This is a genomic window from Streptomyces sp. 840.1, assembly GCF_003751445.1.
Taxonomy (GTDB): Bacteria; Actinomycetota; Actinomycetes; order Streptomycetales; family Streptomycetaceae; genus Streptomyces.
In genome coordinates this window covers 749330-771079 of record NZ_RJUU01000001.1, presented here as the reverse complement: position 1 = coordinate 771079, position 21750 = coordinate 749330, and the positions used below count along the sequence as shown (strand labels likewise).

The following is a 21750-nucleotide window of genomic DNA, read 5'->3' as shown; positions in this document are numbered from 1 at the left end:
GTTGCTGCCGGCCTGCGCGGGACACGGTGGCGTCGAATCAGTGGTGGGGCCGGCAGCGCGGTCGCAGCGATGCGCGCCGCCCCGCTCGTCGGAGGGAAAACAAGCAGGGATGATGGCGATGAACGAGCGTTACGTGCTGGACCTTCAGGATGTCGACGAGACCCGGACCGAGGCCGTCGGCGGCAAGGGGGCGCACCTGGGCGCCCTGTCGCGGATCGAAGGCGTCCTGGTGCCCGACGGCTTCTGCGTGACGACGGACGCCTTCCGGCAGATCATGGACCTCACGCCGTCGGTCGACGACCGGATCGAGCAGTTGTCCCGCCTGGACCCGGACGACCGCGAGGCGGTCCGCACGCTCAGCGCGGAGATCCGCCGCGCCATCGAGGAGACCGCCGTCCCGGACGCCCTCGCGGCGGAGGTCACCGGCGCGCTCGGCCGGCTCGGTGCGGGGGCCGCCTGCGCCGTCCGCTCCAGCGCCACGGCGGAGGACCTGCCGACGGCCTCGTTCGCCGGGCAGCAGGACACGTATCTGAACATCGTGGGACCGGCGGCGGTCCTCCGGCACATCAGCCGCTGCTGGGCCTCGCTGTTCACCGAGCGGGCCGTGATCTACCGCCGGCGGGGCGGCATCGACCACCGCACGGTCCACATGGCCGTGGTCGTGCAGCGGATGGTCCTGCCGGACGCGTCCGGCATCCTGTTCACGGCCGACCCCGTCACCGGCAACCGCAGGACGGCCACCGTGGACGCCGGCTTCGGCCTCGGCGAGGCGCTGGTCTCCGGGCTGGTGAACCCGGACGTCTTCACGGTGCGGGACGGCGAGGTCGTCGCCAGGTCGATCGCCGCCAAACAGCGGGCCGTCCACGCCCTGCCCGGTGGCGGTACGCGGGAAGTCGAGCTCGATCCGCACCAGCGGGAGCGGCCCGCGCTGACGGACGAGCAGGCCGTGCGGCTCGTCGAGCTCGGACGGCGGATCGAGGCGCACTTCGCGAGCCCGCAGGACATCGAATGGTGCCTGGCCGACGGCGGGTTCCAGATCGTCCAGAGCCGGCCCATCACCACGCTGTTCCCGATCCCCGAGGCCGGTGACCAGGAGGAACACATCTACGTCTCCGTCGGTCACCAGCAGATGATGACCGACCCCATGAAGCCCCTCGGGTACTCCATGTGGCAACTGACGGCCATGGTGGCGATGCACGAGGCGGGCGGCCGGCTGTTCGTCGACGTCACCCAGCGCCTCGCCGCGCCCGAGAGCCGCGCCGCACTCCTGGACATCATGGGGAAGGGCGATCCGCTGGTCAGGGACGCCCTGGAGACCGTGATCGACCGCCAGGGCCTGCCCCTGCCGCCCTCGGACGCGTCCCCCGCCGCCCCGCAGGTGCCCGGGGACGCCGTCCCGGACGGGCCCGACCCGGCCATCGTCCCCGAGCTGATCGAGCGCAGCCGGACCTCCCTCGCCGCCCTGGAGCGCGACATCGCGACGAAGAGCGGACCGGCACTGTTCGACTTCCTGCTGGAGGCCTTCGAGGAGCACAGGCGAGTCCTCGGGGACCCGCTCAACTTCCGGGCGATCATGGCCGGGATGGACGCCACCTGGTGGCTCAACGAGAAGCTGCTGGAGTGGCTGGGCGAGAAGAACGCGGCCGACACCCTGACCCTGTCCGCCCCCGACAACATCACGTCGGAGATGGGCCTTGAGCTGCTCGACGTCGCGGACGTGGTCCGCCCCCGGCCGGAGGTCGTGGCGTTCCTGCGCGACGCCGAGTCCGTCGACGACGCGGCCTTCCTGGACGAGCTGGCGAAGGTCGAGGGCGGAGCCGCGGCGCGCGACGCCATCGAGGTCTACCTCGGCCGGTACGGCATGCGCTGCGTCGGCGAGATCGACATCACGCGGCCGCGCTGGAGCGAGCGGCCCACCACGCTCGCGCCCGTGATCCTCGACAACGTCCGCAACTTCGGTCCGGGCGCCGCCGCACGACGCTTCGAGGAGGGCCGGCAGAAGGCGCTCCGCAAGGAACAGGACGTGCTGACCCGGCTGCGGGCACTGCCCGACGGGGACCGGAAGGCCGCCGGGACCAAGCGGATGATCGACCGGGTCAGGGCCTTCATCGGCTACCGGGAGTACCCCAAGTACGACATCGTCAGCCGCTACTTCGCCTACAAGCGGGCCCTGATGGCGGAGGCCGGGCGCCTGGTGCGGGCCGGGGTGCTCCCCGAGCGGGAGGACGCCTTCTACCTGACGTTCCAGGAACTGCGCGACGTCGTGCGCTCCGGCGAGGCGGACGGCCGGCTCGTCGAGCGGCGCAAGGAGGCGTTCCGCTCGTACCGGACGCTCACCCCGCCCCGGGTGCTCACCTCGGACGGCGAGGCGCTGACCGGGGCGTACCGGCGCGACGACGTTCCGGACGGTGCCCTGGCGGGGCTGCCGGTCTCCGCCGGGACGGTCGAGGGCCGGGCCCGCGTCGTCCTGGACATCGCGGACGCCGATCTGGAAGCGGGCGACATCCTGGTCACGACCTTCACCGACCCCAGCTGGTCGCCGCTCTTCGTCGGCATCGCGGGCCTGGTGACCGAGGTCGGCGGCCTGATGACGCACGGCGCGGTGATCGCCCGGGAGTACGGACTGCCGGCCGTCGTGGGGGTGGAGGGGGCCACCCGGCTGATCGAGGACGGGCAGCGGATCCGCGTGCACGGAACCGACGGGTACATCGAACTCCTGCCCTGAGCGGGCCGCGGAGCCCGACGGCCCTGCCGCCCGGACAGCGGTGTGCCCCGTCGTGCGTATCGACGGGGCACACCGCGCTCGGCCTCAGGGCCACCGGCCGGTGACCCGGACCGCGTCATGCGCTTCCTACGGGAAGGACACCACCTGCGACGGGACGGTGGACGTCCCCGACGTGGGCGAGCCCGTGTCGTTGATGACGTGGTCGTACTGTCCCTGGCCGCCGAGCGAGACGACGAGCAGGTCGTGGAACTTCACTCCGGGCTTCACCGGGGCCTCGAAGCCGTGGCCCTGGATGATCGTCGGGTCCACGTTGTAGTAGCAGTAGCTGCCCAGGCCCCACCCTTCGTGGGTGGTGACGGAGTCGTCGACCTTGTAGGCCGCGAATCCCTTGGTGTCACCGTTCTGGACGGCCGCCTGGTTGGGGGCGTCGTACGACTTCTCGTTCTGGAAGAAGATCGTCTTGCCGTTCTCGCCGGACCAGCGCACGTCGTACTTGTTGAAGTGTTCGACGAACAGTCCGGTCGCCAGCACGTTGTCACCGTTGACCTGGAGGCCGTAGTCGGAGCGGTTGGTCTCCCAGCCGACTCCCTCGCCGTGGTCCGCGCGCCACAGCCAGGTGTGGTCGATGATCGTGTCGTTGCTGTTGATCACCATGGCGGTGGTGGCCTTGCCGGCTCCCGCGCCGCCGACCCGGGCGAACACGTCCTGGAGCGACGTCGGGTTGTCCGCGTGGCTCGTGGTCGAGCCCTCCGTGCCGACCTCGATGAGGGACGTGGAGTTGGTGGTCCCGGCGTCGACGAGCAGACCGGCGAGCTTCACACCGTCCACGTCACCGACCTTGATGGCCGTCACCCCGTTGTCCGGGACGATGGTGGCGAGACCCAGACCCAGCGCCACGGTGTTGGCGCGGTCGATGTCGATCGTCTGGTCCACGTGGTAGACACCCGGCGTGAACAGCAGGTGCAGGCCCTGCTGGACCGCCGCGTTGATCGTCTCGGCGGTCGCGCCGGGCTTCACCACGTAGAACTGGTCCAGCGGTATCGACTCGCCCTTGGGTGCGCCGTTGGCCCACGAGACGCCGCGCGCGTTGGTGCGCTTCTCGGGGACGAACACCTTGTAGTCGTCGCCGTCCAGGTACAGGAACGGCTTCTCGCGGGAGACCGGGGTGTTCTCCAGGGTGGTGTACGGCGGCTCCGGGAAGCTCTGGGCGGGGGCGCCCTCGACGCCGGAGAACGTCATGTTCCAGACGCCGTTGCCCCAGCCGCCGATCGAGCTGTCGCGGGTGTACCACTGCTGCTGCGAGTAGGGGCCGACCTGGCCGTCGATCTTGCTGTCGGCGATGTACCCGCCGCTCGCCCAGCCGTAGCCGTCGGGGGCCAGGTTGAGTCCGCCCTTGACGTGCATCCGGCGGAAGGGTGCGGCCTGCGAGACGGCCCAGCGGTCGGTGCCGCTGACCGGGTTGAGCGCCAGGTTCTCCGCCGAACGCCAGAAGTTCTGGGTGGCGTTGCCGTTGAACCAGCCCGCGTCCACAGTCACATCGCCGTTGAACGTGGTGTCGTCGGGGTTCAGCCCGAGACCGGCGATCGAGGTGTAGAACCCGATCTGCGCGTTGAGGTTGTTGTACGTGCCCGGCTTGAACATCAGCGCGTAGCGGCCGTCGCCGAACTGCGCCGACTCCTGCTTCTTGAACACCTCGTCGACCTTGGCCTGGATGTCAGGCATCGACGGATCGAACACCATCACGTTCGGACCGAGGTCGCCGCCGCCCTCGATGGCCTTCGCGTCCGCCCCGAAGGCGTTCTGCGCGGTGGGGACGGCCATGAGCAGCGAGACGGCGAACGCGGCGAACCCGAACGTCCGGGTACGGCGCCTGCGACGGGGAGCGGTGGGGGGCGCCATGGGCGTCTCCGTGGGGGGAGCATGCATAGACGTACGTCTCCTGAGTCGTGGTACGGGTGACACGACGAGCTTCTCGGAGAGTCTGTGAGAGCGCTCTCCGACGGGAGTTGATGCTTCCGCCGCCACCCGGGAAACGTCAAGAGGTGTGCATCAAGAGCCTCACCCGAACCTCCTGCGCGCAACAAATAACGTCGGCAGAAAGGCAATTGACCCGTTCTGGACTCAGTTCTGGGTGCGGTTGACTTTAGGAGTTGATGTTCCTCGGCGTGCTGCGTGAGCGGTCGGAGCCGGCTCCGGACGCGGACCTGGCCGGCACCTTGGTCAGGTGGGGTGCCGGCCAGGGGCTCGGGGTGCGGGTCAGGAACTCCCGCTCGCGCGCCGCGTGATGCGGGCGATCGCCTCGACGGTCAGCGCGCGGTCGTGCGGTTCGGTCTCCAGGGCGCGGTGGATGGACAGGCCCTCGATCAGCGCGTCCAGCTGACGGGCCGTCGCCGGGTCGAAGTGCCACTCCAGCGCTCGCCTGCTCCTGCGCATCCACTCCCGGGTCAGCTCACGGTAGGCGGGTTTCCTGGCCGCGAGCGTGTAGAGCTCGTGGGTGAGGACCAGTTCGCGCTGGTTCCCGCTCGACAAGTGGTGGACGAGACCGGTCACCGCCTCGCGGGCCTCGTCGGGAGTGTTCGCGGCGCCGAGCCGTTCCTCGAAGACCGCGACGATGCTGCTGGAGAAGCGGATGAACGCCTCCCGCAGCAGCTCGTCCATGCCGCCGAAGTGATACGTCATCGATCCGAGCGGCACCCCGGCGCGGGCGGCGACCTTGCGGTGCGACGTCCCGGCGACCCCCTCCTCCGCGATCAGGTCGAGCGCGGCGGTGATGATGCGCTCCCGCCGCTCGGGGTCGTTCCTGCCGGTCGCCACGGTGCTTCCCTCTTCTGAACCCTAGATCGAACGGATCACCCGGGCCGGATTGCCCACGGCGACCACGTCGGCCGGGACGTCCCTGGTCACGACGGCTCCGGCGCCGATGACGCTGTTGTCCCCGATGGTCACCCCGGCCAGCACGATCGCTCCGCCGCCGAGCCAGACATTGTCCCCGATCGTGATCGGCTTGGCCGCCTCCAGCTTGTCGCGGCGCGGCTCGGGTTCCACCGGGTGGGTCGGGGTGAGCAACTGTACGTTCGGCCCGATCTGGCAGTCCCGGCCGATGGTGATCGGGGCCACGTCCAGGGCGGTGAGGTTGTAGTTGATGAACGTGTCCTCGCCGACCGTGATGTACGTGCCGTAGTCGACGTACAGCGGCGGCCGGATGTGGGCGCCCGTACCGATGGCGCCGAGGAGTTCGGCGACGAGGGGCCGCGCCGCGTCGGCGTCCTCGGTGTAGGCCGCGAGGTACCGGGCGGCGAGGCGCACGGCGCGCTGCTGGGCCTTCGCGATGTCCGGGTCGTCGGAGACGTAGAGGTCGCCGGCCAGCATCCGCTCATGGTTGGTACGGGGGTCCCCCGCGAAGTGATCCTTCATGCGTACGATCGTACACTCAGGGCGTACGATCGTACGCTCCAACTGCCGTCCTTCTTCGATCCGTCTGCTGAGGCCCCCGCTGCCATGGATGCCGTCACCCGCCGCTGGCGCACCGCCCTGTTCCTCTTCATGCTCGCCGCCGGCACCGGAATGGCGTCCTGGGTGGCCCGCACCCCGGCGGTCCGGGACGGGCTCGACGTCTCCACCGGCTCGATGGGCCTCGTGCTGTTCGGGCTGTCCGTCGGTTCGATGGCCGGCGTCATGTCCTCCGGCCCGCTCGTGCGCCGCCACGGGGGCCGGGGGGCGATCAGCGTCGGGGCGTCGCTGATCGTCACCGGGCTCCTGGTCGTCGCGGCGGGCACCGGCCTGTCGCTGGCGGCCGGGGTCTTCTGCGGACTTGCCCTGTTCGGCGGCGGGATGGGGCTGGCCGAGGTCGCGTTCAACATCGAGGGCGCGGCCGTCGAGAGCGCCATCGGCCGGCCCGTACTGCCGGTGCTGCACGGCTGCTTCAGCCTCGGCACCGTGGTCGGGGCGCTGCTGGGCATGGGGCTGACCGCGGCCGCGTTCCCCGTCGGATGGCACCTGACCCTCGTCGCCGTACTCATAGCCGCCGCCGCGGTCCGCGCCGTCCTGTCGATCCCGCACGGCACCGGAAAGGACGACGGCGGCGGGGCCCCGGGAACGGGCGGTCTGCGCGGCCAGCTGACGGTGTGGCGGGACCGGCGCCTCGTCCTGATCGGGGTGATCGTGCTGGCCATGGCCTTCGCGGAGGGCGCCGCGAACGACTGGCTGCCGCTGCTGATGGTGGACGGCTACGAGGTGAGCGCCACCGCCGGCTCGCTGACCTTCCTGGTCTTCGCCTCCTCGATGACGCTCGGCCGCTTCGCGGGCGGCCCCCTCCTGGAGCGCTTCGGCCGGGCCCAGGTCGTCCGGATCAGCGCGGTCGTCGCCGCGCTGGGCCTGGCGGTGGTGATCGTCGCGCCGAGCCCGGCGATGGCGGGCGCCGCCACGGTGCTGTGGGGGCTGGGCGCCTCGCTCGGGTTCCCGGTCACCGTGTCCGTGGCGGGCGACCACCCGCACGACGCGGCGGCACGGGTCGGTGCGGTCTCCACCGCGGGCTACCTCGCCTTCCTCGTCGGCCCGCCCGGACTCGGCTTCCTCGCCGACCACATCGGCCTCCGGCTCGCGATGACCGTGGTCCTCGCCCTGGTGATCGTCGCCGCCATGCTGGCCGGGGCGCTCGGGTCCGGCCGCCGCACCGCCGCGGCGCCGGACATGGCCTGACCCCGACGTTTCGTGACGGTCCGCCGGTGGAGTCGGTGGACCGTTTCCGTCACGGAGCGCGGGGCGGTCAGTCAGCCGCCCTGTCCGCGCCGGGACGGGAGCGGTGCCGGTCCACGATTCCCTCGACGATCTTCATCAGCCGGTCTCCCGTCTGATCGATGCTTCCGTTCTGTGTGCTGACCTGCGCCCCTTCGAGTACGAAGGTGATCTCGGCCGCGGCCTGCCCGGGGTCGGGCATCTGGGCTTCGGTGCACATGCCGATCAGCCTGCGGGCCTGGAGGGCCTTGTGCTCCTCGATCACCTGCCGTGCCGGATGGTGGCGGTCGGGCAGCTCGGCGAGGGAGTTGATGAACGGGCAGCCCCTGTACGAGATCGCCGGCAGCCCCTCGGCGATGAAGCGGGCCAGGCCCAGGATCTGCTCGTCGGGCCGGTCGGGATATTCGGCTTCCACGCGGTCGAAGGCCGCCCGGTAATCGGCGGCGACGATCCGCAGCCATTCCGCGACCAGCGCGTCCTTGGTCTCGAAGTGCCGGTAGATCGCCATCTTGGTGGTCTCGGCCCGGTCGGCGATCGCCTGCACCCCCACCTGCCGGATCCCTTCCCTCTGGAAGAGCTCTTCGGCGGCGTCGAGAATGCGCTCACGAGGCGGCAGCTTCGCCACTCTGCTCGGCCTGCTGAGGGTCGATGCCATGACTGCTCCGTCACTCCGGCCGGTCGATCGTGGGGTCCGCCCCTTACGGTACCAGCCCGACCCCTTAGATACCGTAGGGTATCGTCCAGCACTCGACGGTATCGTTCTTGTCGGGGAGTGACAGTGAGAGTTTCTGAATACGTGAGCTTTGACGCGGTCGGGCTGGCGGACCTTGTGGCCAGGGGCGAGGTGCTCCCCGCCGAACTGGAGGCAGCCGCACGCGAGGCCGTACAGGCGGTCGATCCGCAGATCAACGCCGTCGTGGAGACATGGCGGAGCGACGACGAACCCGTCCCCGGCAGCGCACCACTGGCCGGCGTCCCTTTTCTGATCAAGGACATCGCGGTGGCCATGACCGGGAGGCGAATGGAGCTGGGAAGCCGTCTGGCGGCCGGTAACGTCGCCGGCTCCGACTCCTCACTGATGCTGCGCTTCCGTCGCGCCGGCCTCGTGACGTTCGGGCGCACCGCGACACCCGAGATGGCTTACGGCATCTCGACGGAATCAGCGTTGTACGGCGCGACCCGCAACCCGTGGGACCTGGAGCGGAGCGCGGGCGGATCCAGTGGAGGCGCGGCCGCAGCTGTCGCCGCGGGGGTGGTCCCGATTGCCCATGGCACCGACGCGGCCGGATCGCTCCGCATCCCCGCTGCCTACAACGGCCTCTTCGGGATCAAGCCCACCCGCGGCCGGGTCTCCATGGGGCCCGACACCGACGAGGTCTTCAACGGCCTGGCCGTGCACGGCAGCGTCAGCCGCACCGTACGCGACAGTGCGGTACTGCTCGACCAGATGCGCGGCCCGGAACCGGGCGACCCCTACTTCGCCCAGCAGCCGTCACGGCCGTACGCGGAGGAGGTCACCCGTCATCCGGGCTCCTTGCGCATCGGTGTCCTCGCCCAGGCGTGGGGCGGACGCCGCACCACCGCACCGGTGACCGACGCCCTCTCCCGCACCGTGCGGTTGCTCGAATCCCTCGGCCACCAGGTGAGCGAGGCCGAGGCCGGCCTCGGCGCCGGCTGGGAGGAATTCGTCCTGGCCAATGCCCGACTCATGTCAGTGAACCTCACCACCCTGGTCGACGGGCTGGCCGCCGCCTTCGGCCGTCCCGTCGACTCCTCGACCCTTGAGCCGGCGACCCTCGCCGGCTACCACTACGGACAGCGGGTCGGCGGCGCGCAGTTCCTCACCGCTCTCGCGATGCGGAACCGGGTGGCCCGAAGCCTGGCACGGTACTTCGACGCCTACGACATCCTTCTCACGCCGACCCTGCCAGAGCCTCCACTGCCGCTGGGCACCCATACCGAGGGCGCGGAGACACTGGACGGCCTCGGCTGGATCGAGCGCATCAACGACCTGTCGCCGTTCACCATGCCGTTCAACGTGGCGGGCACGCCCGCCATGTCCGTACCCGTGACGGCCGACGCCGGGACCGGGCTCCCGGTCGGCATGCAGTTCGCTGCCGGATATGGTCTTGAGAGCCGGCTCTTCCGCCTCGCCGGACAACTCGAACAGGCAAGTCCGTGGTCAGGCCGCACCCCCACGGTATGGGCAGGGGACCACCCGGGCCGCTGAAGAACGCTCCTGGCACGCTGCGGAGACCCCTTGAAGGAGTCCCTCCATGGCCGAGCGCATCGGCGTGCGCGTTCCCCTGCCCGACGGCGCCGAACCGGCCGCCCGGCTGCTCCTTCCCGAGAACGCCGAAAAGCCTTAGTCCCACAGCGCGGTGCTGTGCGCCGCGACGAGTGCGGCGATCCGGGCGAGCGCCTCCCCGGCCGGCCCCGGCTCCAGCCGGCGCCCGTCGCGCAGGCGCAGCGCGACGAGGTCTCCGGCGGCCTCCGCGGCGCCGATCACCGCCTGGTACGGGACGAGCCTGGCCTCCCGGACGCGGGCGCCCAGGCTGCCCCGCTCCCGGCCGCTGACCTCGGCGCGCAGCCCGAGCGCGGCGCAACGGCGGGCGCAATCCTCGGCGTCCGGGAGTTCGGCGTCCGAGACCGGCAGGATCACGATCTGGGTGGGGGAGAGCCAGCCGGGGAAGGCGCCGCCGTGCTGCTCGACGAGGTGGGCGACGGCCCGCTCCACGCTGCCGATGATGCTGCGGTGCACCATGACCGGCCGGTGCTTGGCGCCGTCGGCCCCGGTGTAGTGCAGATCGAAGCGCTCCGGCTGGTGGAAGTCGACCTGGACGGTGGACAGGGTCGACTCGCGGCCCGCCGGATCCGCGACCTGGACGTCGATCTTGGGCCCGTAGAACGCGGCCTCGCCCTCGGCCTGCTCGTAGGGCAGCCCGGACGATTCGAGTACCCCGGTCAGCAGGGCGGTGGAGCGCCGCCACAGCTCCGGCGCGTCGACGTACTTCCCGCCCGGCCCCGGGAGCGAGAGCCGGAAGCGGGCCGGGCGGATGCCGAGTGCCTCGTACGCCCGGCGGATCATGCCGAGCGCGGCATGCGCCTCCCCGGCGACCTGGTCCGGGGTGCAGAAGATGTGCGCGTCGTTCAGCTGGATGGCCCGCACCCTGGTCAGCCCGCCGAGCACCCCGGACAGCTCGGAGCGGTACATGCCGCCCAGCTCGGCCATCCGCAGCGGCAGCTCGCGGTAACTGTGCGCGCGGGAGCGGTAGATGACCGCGTGGTGCGGGCACAGGCTCGGCCGCAGCACCACCTGTTCGCCGCCCAGGTCCATCGGCGGGAACATGTCGTCGCTGTAGTTCGACCAGTGCCCCGAGATCTCGTACAGCTCCCGTTTGCCGAGCACCGGCGAGTACACGTGCCGGTAACCGGCCTGCCGCTCGGCGGTGCGGACGTACTCCTCCAGGGTGTGCCGCAGCGCCGCGCCGTCGGGCAGCCAGTAGGGAAGCCCCGCGCCGATCAGCGGGTCGGTGTCGAACAGCTCCAGCTCGCGGCCGAGCCTGCGGTGGTCGTGCATGGCGGTCTCCTCGTGAACGACGAGGGGCGGGCCACCGCAAGCAGAAGCCCCGGGGCACCCGCCCCGGGGCTTGCGACTGGTCAGCAGTCAGCGCGCCGGGACACTCTCCGGCGTCGTCGTCACAGCGGCGCGCTTCATGCCGGGGACGCTAGCAGGGCCCCCGGCGCCCCGCGCGGGAATTTACGCGCGGGGCGCGTGGGCACGGGGAGGTCAGCCCTTCTTCGACGAGTCGAGGTGGGCGAACACGACCACGTTGTCCTCGTAGTCCTTGACCGTCCTGTCGTAGTTGCCGCCGCAGGTGATCAGGCGCAGCTGGGCGTCCGGGGTGTCGGCGTACACCCGCTTGTCGGGGAACTTCGCCTTGCTGAACGTCTCGACGGTGTCGACCTTGAACGTGGCCACCGTGCCGTCCGTGCGCGTGATGTCGACCGTCGATCCGGGCTGCAGGAAGCGCAGTTGCAGGAAGATCGCGGGGCCGGTCGTCGTGTCCACATGGCCCGCGACGATCGCCGCCCCGCGCTCGCCGGGCGTCACCCCGTCCTTGAACCAGCCGGCCAGGTTCTTGTCGTTCGGGGGAGGGGCGTCGAGCCGGCCGGAGGCCCCGATCGCCAGCGGGGTGAACGGCGCGTCCACCGCGATGGCCGGAATCCGCAGCCGCTTCGGCACGGACCGGGGCAGGGACGGTCCCGGGTCGGCCGTCTTCGGGGCGGCGGAGGCCGACGCGGGGGCGGGGGCCGGGGCGGCGGGCGCGGCGACCGAGGGCGGGGCGGGTGGTTTGTCGTCGGCCGGGGAGCCGACCGAGTTGTAGATCAGGAGCATGCCGAGACCGGCCGCCGCGGCGGGCCAGAGCAGGGCGCGGCCGAGCGTGACGGTGTCGGAGGCAGTCCGGGGGGAGGGTGAACCGGGCGACTGCGGGGCGGCCATGGGAACGAGCCTTTCGTCTGCGCGGGACAGCGGTGGCGGGGATGCGGTGGCGCCGGAGCGCCGTGATGCGGGGGAAACGAAGGCGCCGCGGCCGCCGTCCGGAGGGACAGCGGCCGCGACAGTGGAGCTACCGGCCGGCAGTGCGGTCGGGTCAGGCCATCGCGCCGCCCGCCGCCTGGCGGCGACGCAGCTTGTAGGCGCCGACACCGACGCCGCCGAGCAGCAGCAGCGAACCGGCCGCCAGACCACTGCCGGTCATGGCCATCGCGCCACCACCGGTGTGCATGCCGCCGCTGGGCTTGTCCTTCTTCCAGCCCTCGTCGTCGGACTTGCCGCCCTCGTCCGACTTGCCACCCTCGTCGTTGCCCGGCTGCCACTCCTTGGCGACCATCGACGACAGGGCGCCGCCGCCGGCGTGCATACCGCCGCGGGGCTTCTCCTTGTCCTCGTCCTTGTACTTGCCGCCCTCGTCGTCGTTGCCGGGCTGCCATTCCTTGGCGACCGTCATCGACAGGGCGCCACCGCCGGTGTGCACGCCACCGTGCGGCTTCTCCTTGTCCTCGTCCTTGTACTTGCCGCCCTCGTCGTCGTTGCCGGGCTGCCACTCCTTGGCGACCGTCATCGACAGGGCGCCGCCGCCGGTGTGCACGCCACCGTGCGGCTTGTCCTTCTTCCAGCCCTCGTCGTCCGACGTGCCGTGCTCGTCCGACTTGCCGTGCTCGTCCGACGTGCCGTGCTCGTCGCGGTCGCCGGCGACCGTCATCGACAGGGCGCCGCCGCCGGTGTGCATGCCGCCGCGGGGCTTGTCGCCGTCCTTGTCCTTGTACTTGCCGCCCTCGTCGGACTTGCCGTGCTCCTCGCTCCGGGAGGACGAGCCGCTGTCGTGGCCCCCGTCCTCGGAGACGGCGATGGCGTAGGCGGAGGGAGCGGTGACCGTGAGGACCGCCGTGACGGCGGCCGTAGCGAACAGTGTGCGGGCAGAGCGCATCTGAACACATTTCCTTTCGTCGCGACTGCGGAGAGTGACAGGATGTCGACTCGTGGTGGCGCAGTGGCTACGTGATCCACCGTCAGTCGGAACCCCGGGGCGCGCCATCGGAGAGCTCCGCATTGGAGCTACTGCGTGGGCCCATCGAGTGGCGGAGCACGGATAATCACCCGTTGGACGGCACGCCGCGCCGGGGAGAGGTTTGGACTTCTGCCGAACGGTCGTCAGCTGACAGTTCCTCACCGCACCGGATCAGGGATCACGCCCCGGTAAATGGGTTGCACCGCCGCCGGACCCACTGCTGTACTCACCGCACAAGCCGACAGAGCCAGGAGACCTCCATGCGCCGATCTCACATGTTCGTTCAGACGGGAATTCACACCGAAGCTGAGAACATGGAGTTCTGTGCACACGCTGAATCTTGGCATTCTGGCGCATGTCGACGCCGGTAAGACAAGCCTGACGGAGCGGCTGCTCCACACCGCCGGAATCGTCGACGAACTCGGCCGGGTCGACGACGGGAACACCCGGACCGATTCCCTCGCGCTCGAACGGCGACGCGGCATCACGATCAAATCGGCGGTCGTCTCGTTCGATATCGACGACGTCACGGTCAACCTGATCGACACCCCCGGCCACCCGGACTTCATCGCCGAGGTGGAACGGGTGCTGAGCGTGCTCGACGGCGCCGTGCTGGTCGTCTCCGCCGTGGAGGGCGTCCAGGCGCAGACCCGCGTCCTGATGCGGACGCTCCAGCGGCTGCGCATCCCGACGCTCGTCTTCGTGAACAAGACCGACCGTGCCGGAGCCCGCCACGAGCAGGTGCTGCGCGACATCACGGAGAAGCTCACGCCGAACGCCGTCGCGATGGGACCGGCCGTCACCGGCCTCGGCACCCGCGACGCGCACTGCCCGTCCTACCCGGCCGACGACCCCCGGCTCACCGGCCGGCTGACGGACCTGCTCACCGAGCACGACGACACCCTGCTGACCGAGTACGTCGAGGGCGGCGACGCGATCGCGCCCGGCCGGCTCCACGAGGAACTGGCGGCCCAGAGCGGACGGGCGCTCGTCCACCCCGTGTACTTCGGCTCGGCCGTGACGGGTGCCGGAATCGCCGCGCTGACCAGCGGGATCACGGAGCTGCTGCCCGGCGCGCGGGGCGACGACGACGGGCCGGTCTCCGGCACCGTCTTCAAGGTCGAACGCGCCCCCGCAGGCGAGAAACTCGCGTACGTCCGGATGTTCTCGGGCACGGTACGCACCCGCGACCGGCTGCCGTTCGGGCGCGGGCCGTCCGCCGCCGGCGAGGGCAGGGTGACCGGGATCAGCGTCTTCGCCGACGGCTCGGACACGCCCCGTCCGTCGGTCGGACCGGGACGCATCGCGAAGCTCCGTGGGCTGGGCGACATCCGGATCGGGGACGCGGTCGGTATTGCTCCGGAAGGGGCCGGAGAACACTATTTCGCCCCGCCCACCCTGGAATCCGTCGTGGTACCCGAAGCCCCCGCCTCCAGGGGCGAACTGCATTTCGCCCTCGCACAGCTCGCCGAACAGGATCCGCTGATCGACCTGCGCCAGGACGACATCCGCAAGGAAGTCTCCGTATCGCTCTACGGCGAAGTGCAGAAGGAAGTCATCGAGGCGACACTCGCGGAGGAATTCGGAATCGGTGTCACCTTCCGCGAGACCACGACCATCTGTCTGGAAAGGCCGTCCGGCACCGGTGCCGCATTCGAGATCATCGACAAGGACGACAATCCCTTTCTCGCGACGGTCGGCCTGCGCGTCGATCCCGCCCCGGCCGGCAGCGGGGTGGACTACCGGCTGGAGGTGGAGCTCGGCTCCATGCCGTACTCCCTGATGAGGGCGGTCGAGGAGACCGTGTCCGAGACGCTCGCACAGGGCCTGTACGGCTGGCGGGTCACCGACTGCACGGTCACCATGACGCACTCCGGGTACTGGCCCCGCCAGAGCCATGCGCACGGCACCTTCGACAAGTCCATGTCGAGCACCGCGGGGGACTTCCGCAGCCTGACGCCGCTGGTCCTGATGTCGGCGCTCCAGCGGGCCGGCACCACGGTGTACGAGCCGATGCACCGCTTCCGGCTGGAACTGCCCGCGGACGCGCTCGGCCCGCTCCTGCCGGTCCTCGCCCACCTGACGGCGGTCCCGGACGCCCCGGCCGTGGACGGCGCGAACTGTGTGCTGGAGGGCGAGATCCCGGCGGCCAGGGTGCACGAACTGCAGCAGCGGCTCCCGTCGCTGACCCGGGGCGAGGGCCTGCTGGAATCCGCGTTCGCCACGCACCGGCCGGTCGTCGGCGGCCTGCCCAGGCGCTCCCGCACCGACCACAACCCGCTCGACCGGAAGGAGTACCTGCTGCACGCGGCGCTGCGGGGGCCGGGCCCGTCCGGCGGCTGAGGCGGCCCAGGGCCCGCCGCCGGCTCAGTTCAGCCGGGCCCGCGCCGCCCGCGCGCTGCGCCGGACCGCCTCCGCGGCCTCCGGCTCGACGTCCGCGACCACGTCCGCGTACTCCTCCAGCTCCGCCGCCCCGCGCAGGAACTCCCCGCTGCGGACCAGCAACTGGGCCCGTTCGTACCGCAGCCGGGCCGGGTGCGAGGGCAGCAGCAGGGACAGCTCCACCGCCCACAGCGCCACGTCGGAGCGCTCCGGGCGGGCCGCCGCCCAGGCCCGGATGTTGTTCAGGATCCGCAGCACCGTCTCCAGCGGCCGCGCGGGCACCAGCATCGACGGCTCCAGCGGCTCCCCGGTGGTGCTCGTCACCAGCAGCTCCGCGTCCTGGCCCGACAGCGGACGGCCGCCGGCGAACGGATCGGCCAGCACCCGCTCCTGCGGATCGCCGAAACCGACCACGAAGTGGCCCGGCAGCGCCACCCCGTACACCGGGGCGCCCGCCCGCCGGGCCACCTCGATCCACACCACCGACAGCAGGATCGGCAGCCCCCGCCGGCGCCGCAGCACCTCGTGCAGCAGGGACGATTCCAGGCGCTGGTACTCCGCCGACGAGCCCTCGAACCCGTACCGCTCACCGAGCAGTTCGGCCAGTGCGGAGGCCCAGGCCCGGCCGCCGCGCAGCCCGTACGGCAGCAGGCCCGCGAGCCGGTCCAGCTCGATCTGCGCCGCGTCGATCCCGTTCGCGTCCAGCGCGGGATCCGCCTCCGCCGCCAGCAGCAGGCAGAGCAGTGCCAGGTCCGGCCGCTCGGCCCGCGCCTCCTCGGCGAACCGGCGGCGGATCTCTTCCCTGTCGCGCCCCTCGGGAGCCATCGCGCTACGCCGGCCGGAAGTGGTGGTAGCGGTGGTGGGTGGCGAACCCCATCCCGTCGTACAGCGCACGGGCGCCCTCGTTCTCCGCCTCCACCTGGAGCCACCCGGCCGAGGCGCCCTCGTCCATGGCCTGCCGGGCCAGTGCGGTCATCACCGTGGTGGCCAGTCCCCGGCGCCGGTGCTCCGGGGCCACCTCGACGGCCATGAACCCGGCCCACCGCCCGTCCACCACGCAGCGGCCGATCGCGGCGGGCGCGGCCCCGCCGTCATCGCCGGGCACGGTCGCGAACCACACGGACGGACCGCTGCCGAGCACCGCCCCGACCTCCGGGCCCGGGGTCTCGAAGCGCTGGTAGCGCGAGAGCCACGCCGCGTCCACCGAGCGGCTGAGGCGCACCCGCGACACCTCGGCCGCCAGATCACCGATCGGGGCCAGCGCCGCGATCCGCACCTCCGCCGTCACCTCGCGCCGCCACCCGTGTGCCTCCAGCGCCGCGCACAGCTCCTCCTGGGTGCCCTGCGCCCCGGTCGCCGTCTGGACGTACGGCACCAGTCCCCGGTCCGCGTACCACTGCCGGACCCGCGCGAGCGCGGCGTCGAGCGGAACGCCCGGATCCCCGAGCGGCAGTACGGAGTTGGCGCGCCGGGTGAAACCGCCGGCGGAGCGCAGCAGCCAGTCACCGAGCGGCTCGCTCTCCACCGGCTGCCAGGCGCGGGCACAGACCCGGGCGAGTTCGCCGAAGGAGGCCGCCGGGCCGCGTCGCCTGGGCGGCGCGGCCGGTACGGTCTTCCCCGCCACCAGGGACGATTCCACGATGCGGACGGTCTCACCGCTCTTCGGTGTGACGGACAGCACACCACCGTCCCACGATGTGAGAACACCAACCGTGTCAGTGAATTTCGGCCCCTGCGGACCGTCCTGGAGCAGGCGGCGGACCGAGACCCGTTTGCCCACGTCAGCCGGTGTGATCCGGATCTCCAGCCGTCCGCCGATGGTGAATTCCACAGCTCTGTCCGCCCCTCCTGTTCGGATCGTGCCCGGGAACGGAGATACTAGGTGCGGGCATCGACGACGCCGCGCTCCCGCGCGAGAGCCAACGCCCTACCGAGGAGGAACGACAGCGTGACCTACGTCATCGCGCAGCCTTGTGTCGACGTAAAGGACAAGGCCTGCATCGAAGAGTGCCCCGTCGACTGTATCTATGAGGGCCAGCGGTCCTTGTACATCCACCCGGACGAGTGCGTCGACTGTGGGGCCTGTGAGCCGGTCTGCCCGGTCGAGGCGATCTTCTACGAGGACGACACCCCGGAGGAGTGGAAGGACTACTACAAGGCGAACGTCGAGTTCTTCGACGACCTCGGGTCGCCGGGTGGTGCTTCCAAGCTGGGTCTGATCGAGCGCGACCACGCGTTCATCGCGGCCCTGCCGCCGCAGAACCAGTAGCAGCGTCCGGCACGTGCGTCACCCCGGTCCCGTACGGCTCGTCACCGTGCGGGACCGAGGCGTTTCCGCACCCCTCCACGCCGCGACGCCGGCCGTCACGTCGGCCGTGACCCCCGCCGCGTCATGAGCCCGAACCCCGCACCAGAAAGCAGAGATCCGTGTCCGCAGCAGTCTCCTCCCGCCTCCCCGTCTTTCCCTGGGACCGGCTCGCGCCCTACAAGTCGACGGCCGAGGGCCACCCGGACGGCATCGTGGACCTGTCCGTCGGCACCCCCGTCGACCCGGTGCCCGAGCTGATCCAGCGGGCGCTCGTCGCCGCTTCGGACAGCCCCGGCTACCCGACGGTGTGGGGGACCGCCGCGCTGCGCGACGCGCTCACCGGCTGGGTGGAGCGGCGGCTCGGCGCTCTCTCGGTGGCCCACGAGAACGTGCTGCCCGTCGTCGGCTCCAAGGAACTGGTGGCCTGGCTGCCGACCCAGCTCGGCCTCGGCGCCGGCGACAAGGTCGCCTACCCCCGGCTCGCCTACCCGACCTACGAGGTCGGCGCCCGGCTCTGCGGCGCCGAGCCGGTCGCGTACGACGACCCGACCGAGCTGGACCCGGCCGGGCTCAAGCTGCTCTGGCTCAACTCCCCGTCCAACCCGACCGGCAAGGTGCTGGCCAAGGACGAGCTGACCCGGATCGTGGCCTGGGCGCGCGAGCACGACGTGCTGGTCCTCAGCGACGAGTGCTACCTGGAGCTGGGCTGGGAGGCCGAACCGGTCTCGGTGCTCCACCCGGACGTCTGCGGCGGTACGTACGAGGGCGTCGTCGCCGTCCACTCGCTCTCCAAGCGGTCCAACCTCGCCGGGTACCGGGCCGCCTTCATCGCGGGCGACGCGGCCGTCCTGGGTGAGCTGCTGCTGATCCGCAAGCACGGCGGGATGATGACGCCCGCACCGGTCCAGGCGGCCGCCGTGGCCGCGCTCGGTGACGACGCGCACGTGACCGAGCAGCGCGCCCGCTACGCCGCCCGCCGCGCCGCCCTGCGCACGGCGCTGGAGGCCCACGGCTTCCGGATCGAGCACAGCGAGGCGAGCCTCTACCTGTGGGCGACCCGCGACGAGCCCTGCTGGGACACCGTGGCGTACCTGGCGGAGCTCGGCATCCTGGTGGCGCCCGGGGACTTCTACGGCCCGGCCGGCGACCGCTTCGTGCGCGTGGCGTTCACGGCCACTGACGAGCGCGTGGCGGCCGCGGTCAAGCGGCTGGGCTGAGCACCCGTCCGGTGACACGCGCGAGGGCCTGAGGGGTGCGCACCCCTCAGGCCCTCGCGCGTTGCTGTACCGGTGCGGCGTGGATCAGCCGAGCGGCAGGCCCTGCGTCGGCAGGCCGCCGAGGCTGCCGGTGGGCAGTCCGCCCTTGGCCGCGCCGCCGGTCGCGACCTTGCCGACGGCGGGGGCGGCCTTGCCGGCCGTCTCGCCGAGGGTCTTGCTCGCCACCGGCAGCGTGGTCCCGACGACCTTGCCGCCGGTCTCGGCGCCCTGCTTGGACACGCCGTCGACCGTCTTGCCGAGACCGGCGCCGTCGACGGTGGTGAGACCGCCGAGCTCCGGAGCCTGCGGGAGCTCCGCGGCACCGGCGGCGCCGGCCGCACCGACCACGGGGGCCGCACCCGCCGCGATCAGCAGCGCGGTACGGGCGATCCGACGGGTCAGGGGGAGGGACATGATGCTCCTTCGACGGGGTGTGGAATCTGCGCTGTCCGTGGACCGGACGTCATGACAACCGTCCTGGGGGCGGGGGAGGTTGCGGTGAACCGACGTAAAGAGTCGGCAATGCGTCACATAATCCGCAACGGAGGAACCCGGGCAGACAATGCATTGCCCGACCGTTGGACGAACCGTCACTTCCCTTTTCCCGCAAGGAAATTGGGCCCTCCCGGGCGGGTCACGCGCACCCGTGTGCGGAGCCCGTTCCGGGAATGGCCGGACCCCCTGTACGAGGGACCGGCCGCACTAATGCACGAAGCGCATACGGACCTCTGTGGTGCCCGTTTTCACGCTTTCGGTCCGCCAGCCCGACCCGGCCTTCCACACCCGGCCCGCGTACGCGACCTCGTCGATGCCCAGCCCCTCGGACTGCGCGACCGCCCAGTGCGCGAGCTCCCAGCCGTGCTGCGGAACACCGCTCTTCGCGGCCGCGCCGCCCGAGCGCACCGGCACCGAGAGTGAGCCCCGGGCCGTCGCACCGGCGGTCGGGGTCCGGCTGTCCGCCGCGTCCGCGGACGGCAGCGCGTCCTTCCCGAAACTACGGGTCAGCGCGGCCCGGACCTTCGAGACATCGCCCGTCCCGGCCGTGCTGCGCGGCGGCGAACAGGTCAGCGCGGCCGGCGTCCGGCCGGTCAGCACGGCCGCGAGCAGCGCGGCGTCCGGCTCGTGCTTCGCGTACGCCTGCGGGAAACCGCTGCGCTGCACGCGCTGAGCGGCCACCGTCAGCGGCAGCCGCGAGTAGCCCGGGACCTCGGCCAGGTGCTCGTAGAACTTCCCGGCCGAGTACACCGGGTCCAGGATCTGCTGACCCGTGCCCCAGCCCTGCGAGGGCCGCTGCTGGAACAGCCCCAGGGAGTCCCGGTCGCCGTGGTCGATGTTGCGCAGCCCGGACTCCTGGAGGGCCGTCGCCAGCGCGATCGTCACCGCCCGCTCCGGCATCCCGCGCGTGGTCCCGACGGCCGAGATCGTCGCGGCGTTCGCGGCCTGCTCCGGACTCAGCCGGTAGGTACGCCCCGCGCCGGACGAACCGTCCGCCGACCGCACCGTGCACTGGTCGGAGCTCGTACCGCCCGAAAGGTAGGAGACGGTCAGATAACCGCCCACGGCCACGAGCACGGCGAAGGCGGCCGCGAGACGGAGCCGGCGGCTGCGGCGGCGGCCGGTGTGTCGGCGGGCGGAGGAGTCGGTCCGGGGCACGGGGCCACCGTACGCGAGGCACTAGGGTCGTAGCCATGGCCGAAAGCACCCTTGACCTCACACTGGACGGACCCGCGCTGACCGCCCGGCTCGTCGACTTCCCCTCGGTCAGCGGGGACGAGAAGGACCTCGCTGACGCCATCGAAACGGCGCTGCGGACCCTCCCGCACCTGACCGTTGACCGGTACGGCAACAACGTCGTCGCCAGGACGGACCTCGGCCGCGCCGAGCGCGTCCTGCTCGCCGGGCACATCGACACCGTGCCGATCGCGGACAACGTGCCCTCCCGGCTCGACGCCGACGGGCTGCTGTGGGGCTGCGGGACCTCCGACATGAAGTCCGGCGTCGCGGTCCAGCTGAGGATCGCCGCTACGGTGCCCGAGCCCAACCGCGACCTCACCTTCGTCTTCTACGACAACGAGGAGGTCGCCGCACACCTCAACGGCCTCGGACACATCGCCGACGCCCACCCCGACTGGCTGGCGGCCGACTTCGCCGTCCTCCTGGAGGGCTCCAACGGCGAGGTCGAGGGCGGCTGCCAGGGCACGCTGCGCGTCCTCCTCCGTACAGAAGGGGAGCGGGCGCACTCCGCGCGCAGCTGGATGGGGTCCAACGCCGTCCACGGCGCCGCCCCGATCCTGGCCAGGCTCGCCGCGTACGAGCCGCGCAAGCCGGTGATCGACGGGCTGGAGTTCCACGAGGGGCTCAACGCCGTACGCATCGAGGGCGGCGTCGCCAACAACGTCATCCCCGACGCCTGCACCGTCGTCGTCAACTACCGCTACGCCCCCGACCTGAGCGAGGCGGAGGCGCTGGCCCACGTCCACGAGGTCTTCGCCGGCTGCGGCGTCGCCGAATTCGTCGTCGACGACCACTCCGGCGCGGCGATGCCCGGCCTCTCCCACCCCGCGGCCAAGGCGTTCATGGACGCGGTCGGCGGCACCGCCCGGCCCAAGTTCGGCTGGACGGACGTAGCGCGCTTCGGCTCGCTCGGCGTCCCCGCCGTGAACTACGGCCCCGGCGATCCGATCCTCGCCCACAAGCGCGACGAGCACGTGGCGGTCGAGCGGATCACCCACTGCGAGGCGCGGCTCCGCTCCTGGCTCACGACCTGACCTC

The 21750-nt window shown here is 71.5% G+C and carries 17 protein-coding genes and 1 pseudogene; 7 read left to right on the top strand and 11 right to left on the bottom strand.

Going from position 1 to position 21750, the window contains the following annotated elements; all coding sequences use genetic code 11:
- The first annotated feature begins 118 nt into the window (after window positions 1-118).
- Entirely contained in the window at window positions 119-2725 is a 2607-nt protein-coding gene (gene rph, locus EDD93_RS03395) for a rifamycin-inactivating phosphotransferase (protein ID WP_123527562.1), read from the top strand.
- Window positions 2726-2851: 126 nt separating this feature from the next.
- Here rph and EDD93_RS03390 read toward each other — a convergent pair whose 3' ends face one another.
- The 3 genes from EDD93_RS03390 to EDD93_RS03380 all read right to left on the bottom strand — a co-directional run bounded on the left by EDD93_RS03390 (window position 2852) and on the right by EDD93_RS03380 (window position 6139).
- On the bottom strand, window positions 2852-4651 hold the full coding sequence (locus tag EDD93_RS03390) for a coagulation factor 5/8 type domain-containing protein (RefSeq protein ID WP_123523752.1): 1800 nt from the start codon (window positions 4649-4651) through the stop codon (window positions 2852-2854).
- Window positions 4652-4981: 330 nt separating this feature from the next.
- Window positions 4982-5539: a TetR/AcrR family transcriptional regulator gene (locus tag EDD93_RS03385; protein WP_123523751.1), complete on the bottom strand. Its 558-nt coding sequence runs from the start codon at window positions 5537-5539 to the stop codon at window positions 4982-4984.
- A gap of 21 nt (window positions 5540-5560) precedes the next feature.
- Entirely contained in the window at window positions 5561-6139 is a 579-nt protein-coding gene (locus EDD93_RS03380) for a sugar O-acetyltransferase (protein WP_123523750.1), read from the bottom strand.
- Window positions 6140-6223: 84 nt separating this feature from the next.
- Between EDD93_RS03380 and EDD93_RS03375 the strand changes: the two genes are divergently transcribed.
- Entirely contained in the window at window positions 6224-7423 is a 1200-nt protein-coding gene (locus EDD93_RS03375; protein WP_123523749.1) for an MFS transporter, read from the top strand.
- A gap of 67 nt (window positions 7424-7490) precedes the next feature.
- Here EDD93_RS03375 and EDD93_RS03370 read toward each other — a convergent pair whose 3' ends face one another.
- The gene (locus EDD93_RS03370) at window positions 7491-8114 is read right to left on the bottom strand and encodes a TetR/AcrR family transcriptional regulator (protein ID WP_123523748.1); all 624 of its coding nucleotides are present in this window, start codon (window positions 8112-8114) and stop codon (window positions 7491-7493) included.
- A 123-nt stretch (window positions 8115-8237) separates the two neighbouring features.
- On the opposite strand from EDD93_RS03370, the gene EDD93_RS03365 reads away from it, so the two are divergent.
- Complete coding sequence (locus EDD93_RS03365) at window positions 8238-9689, top strand: amidase (protein ID WP_123523747.1); 1452 nt, start codon at window positions 8238-8240, stop codon at window positions 9687-9689.
- Between the two features lie 135 nt (window positions 9690-9824).
- On the opposite strand, the pseudogene thrS reads toward EDD93_RS03365, so the two are convergent.
- The 3 genes and pseudogenes from thrS to EDD93_RS03350 form a co-directional block, all read right to left on the bottom strand.
- Window positions 9825-11045 (bottom strand): annotated as a pseudogene (gene thrS, locus EDD93_RS03360) (threonine--tRNA ligase); the annotation flags it as partial.
- A gap of 204 nt (window positions 11046-11249) precedes the next feature.
- Window positions 11250-11963: a class F sortase gene (locus EDD93_RS03355; protein WP_123523745.1), complete on the bottom strand. Its 714-nt coding sequence runs from the start codon at window positions 11961-11963 to the stop codon at window positions 11250-11252.
- Window positions 11964-12114: 151 nt separating this feature from the next.
- On the bottom strand, window positions 12115-12951 hold the full coding sequence (locus tag EDD93_RS03350; RefSeq protein WP_123523744.1) for a hypothetical protein: 837 nt from the start codon (window positions 12949-12951) through the stop codon (window positions 12115-12117).
- 405 nt (window positions 12952-13356) lie between these two features.
- Between EDD93_RS03350 and EDD93_RS03345 the strand changes: the two genes are divergently transcribed.
- Complete coding sequence (locus EDD93_RS03345) at window positions 13357-15375, top strand: translation factor GTPase family protein (RefSeq protein WP_123523743.1); 2019 nt, start codon at window positions 13357-13359, stop codon at window positions 15373-15375.
- A 24-nt stretch (window positions 15376-15399) separates the two neighbouring features.
- Here EDD93_RS03345 and EDD93_RS03340 read toward each other — a convergent pair whose 3' ends face one another.
- Together EDD93_RS03340 and EDD93_RS03335 are read right to left on the bottom strand one after the other, a co-directional pair.
- Entirely contained in the window at window positions 15400-16239 is an 840-nt protein-coding gene (locus EDD93_RS03340) for a transglutaminase-like domain-containing protein (protein WP_123523742.1), read from the bottom strand.
- 4 nt (window positions 16240-16243) lie between these two features.
- Window positions 16244-17245 (bottom strand): GNAT family N-acetyltransferase, encoded by a 1002-nt coding sequence (locus EDD93_RS03335; RefSeq protein WP_123523741.1) that lies wholly within the window; start codon window positions 17243-17245, stop codon window positions 16244-16246.
- Between the two features lie 117 nt (window positions 17246-17362).
- Here EDD93_RS03335 and fdxA point away from each other — a divergent pair, with 117 nt between their 5' ends.
- Window positions 17363-17683: a ferredoxin gene (fdxA, locus tag EDD93_RS03330; RefSeq protein WP_018956287.1), complete on the top strand. Its 321-nt coding sequence runs from the start codon at window positions 17363-17365 to the stop codon at window positions 17681-17683.
- A 158-nt stretch (window positions 17684-17841) separates the two neighbouring features.
- A complete protein-coding gene (gene dapC, locus EDD93_RS03325) occupies window positions 17842-18939 on the top strand; it encodes a succinyldiaminopimelate transaminase (protein ID WP_123523740.1) in 1098 nt (365 codons plus the stop codon).
- Between the two features lie 84 nt (window positions 18940-19023).
- Here dapC and EDD93_RS03320 read toward each other — a convergent pair whose 3' ends face one another.
- Both EDD93_RS03320 and EDD93_RS03315 read right to left on the bottom strand, forming a co-directional pair.
- Complete coding sequence (locus EDD93_RS03320; protein WP_123523739.1) at window positions 19024-19392, bottom strand: ATP-binding protein; 369 nt, start codon at window positions 19390-19392, stop codon at window positions 19024-19026.
- Window positions 19393-19680: 288 nt separating this feature from the next.
- Window positions 19681-20631 (bottom strand): hypothetical protein, encoded by a 951-nt coding sequence (locus EDD93_RS03315; protein WP_398902792.1) that lies wholly within the window; start codon window positions 20629-20631, stop codon window positions 19681-19683.
- 35 nt (window positions 20632-20666) lie between these two features.
- On the opposite strand from EDD93_RS03315, the gene dapE reads away from it, so the two are divergent.
- Window positions 20667-21746 carry a succinyl-diaminopimelate desuccinylase gene (dapE, locus tag EDD93_RS03310; RefSeq protein WP_123523738.1) on the top strand — a complete coding sequence of 360 codons (1080 nt, stop codon included), beginning with the start codon at window positions 20667-20669 and terminating at the stop codon, window positions 21744-21746.
- The last annotated feature ends 4 nt before the right edge of the window (window positions 21747-21750 follow it).

Excerpts from the sequence above, each read along its gene's own strand:
- rph (WP_123527562.1), top strand. The coding sequence starts at position 119 with ATGAACGAGCGTTACGTGCTGGACCTTCAGGATGTCGACGAGACCCGG.
- EDD93_RS03390 (WP_123523752.1), bottom strand. The coding sequence starts at position 4,651 with ATGCATGCTCCCCCCACGGAGACGCCCATGGCGCCCCCCACCGCTCCC.
- EDD93_RS03380 (WP_123523750.1), bottom strand. The coding sequence starts at position 6,139 with ATGAAGGATCACTTCGCGGGGGACCCCCGTACCAACCATGAGCGGATG.
- EDD93_RS03375 (WP_123523749.1), top strand. The coding sequence starts at position 6,224 with ATGGATGCCGTCACCCGCCGCTGGCGCACCGCCCTGTTCCTCTTCATG.
- EDD93_RS03370 (WP_123523748.1), bottom strand. The coding sequence starts at position 8,114 with ATGGCATCGACCCTCAGCAGGCCGAGCAGAGTGGCGAAGCTGCCGCCT.
- EDD93_RS03355 (WP_123523745.1), bottom strand. The coding sequence starts at position 11,963 with ATGGCCGCCCCGCAGTCGCCCGGTTCACCCTCCCCCCGGACTGCCTCC.
- EDD93_RS03350 (WP_123523744.1), bottom strand. The coding sequence starts at position 12,951 with ATGCGCTCTGCCCGCACACTGTTCGCTACGGCCGCCGTCACGGCGGTC.
- EDD93_RS03340 (WP_123523742.1), bottom strand. The coding sequence starts at position 16,239 with ATGGCTCCCGAGGGGCGCGACAGGGAAGAGATCCGCCGCCGGTTCGCC.
- EDD93_RS03320 (WP_123523739.1), bottom strand. The coding sequence starts at position 19,392 with ATGTCCCTCCCCCTGACCCGTCGGATCGCCCGTACCGCGCTGCTGATC.
- dapE (WP_123523738.1), top strand. The coding sequence starts at position 20,667 with ATGGCCGAAAGCACCCTTGACCTCACACTGGACGGACCCGCGCTGACC.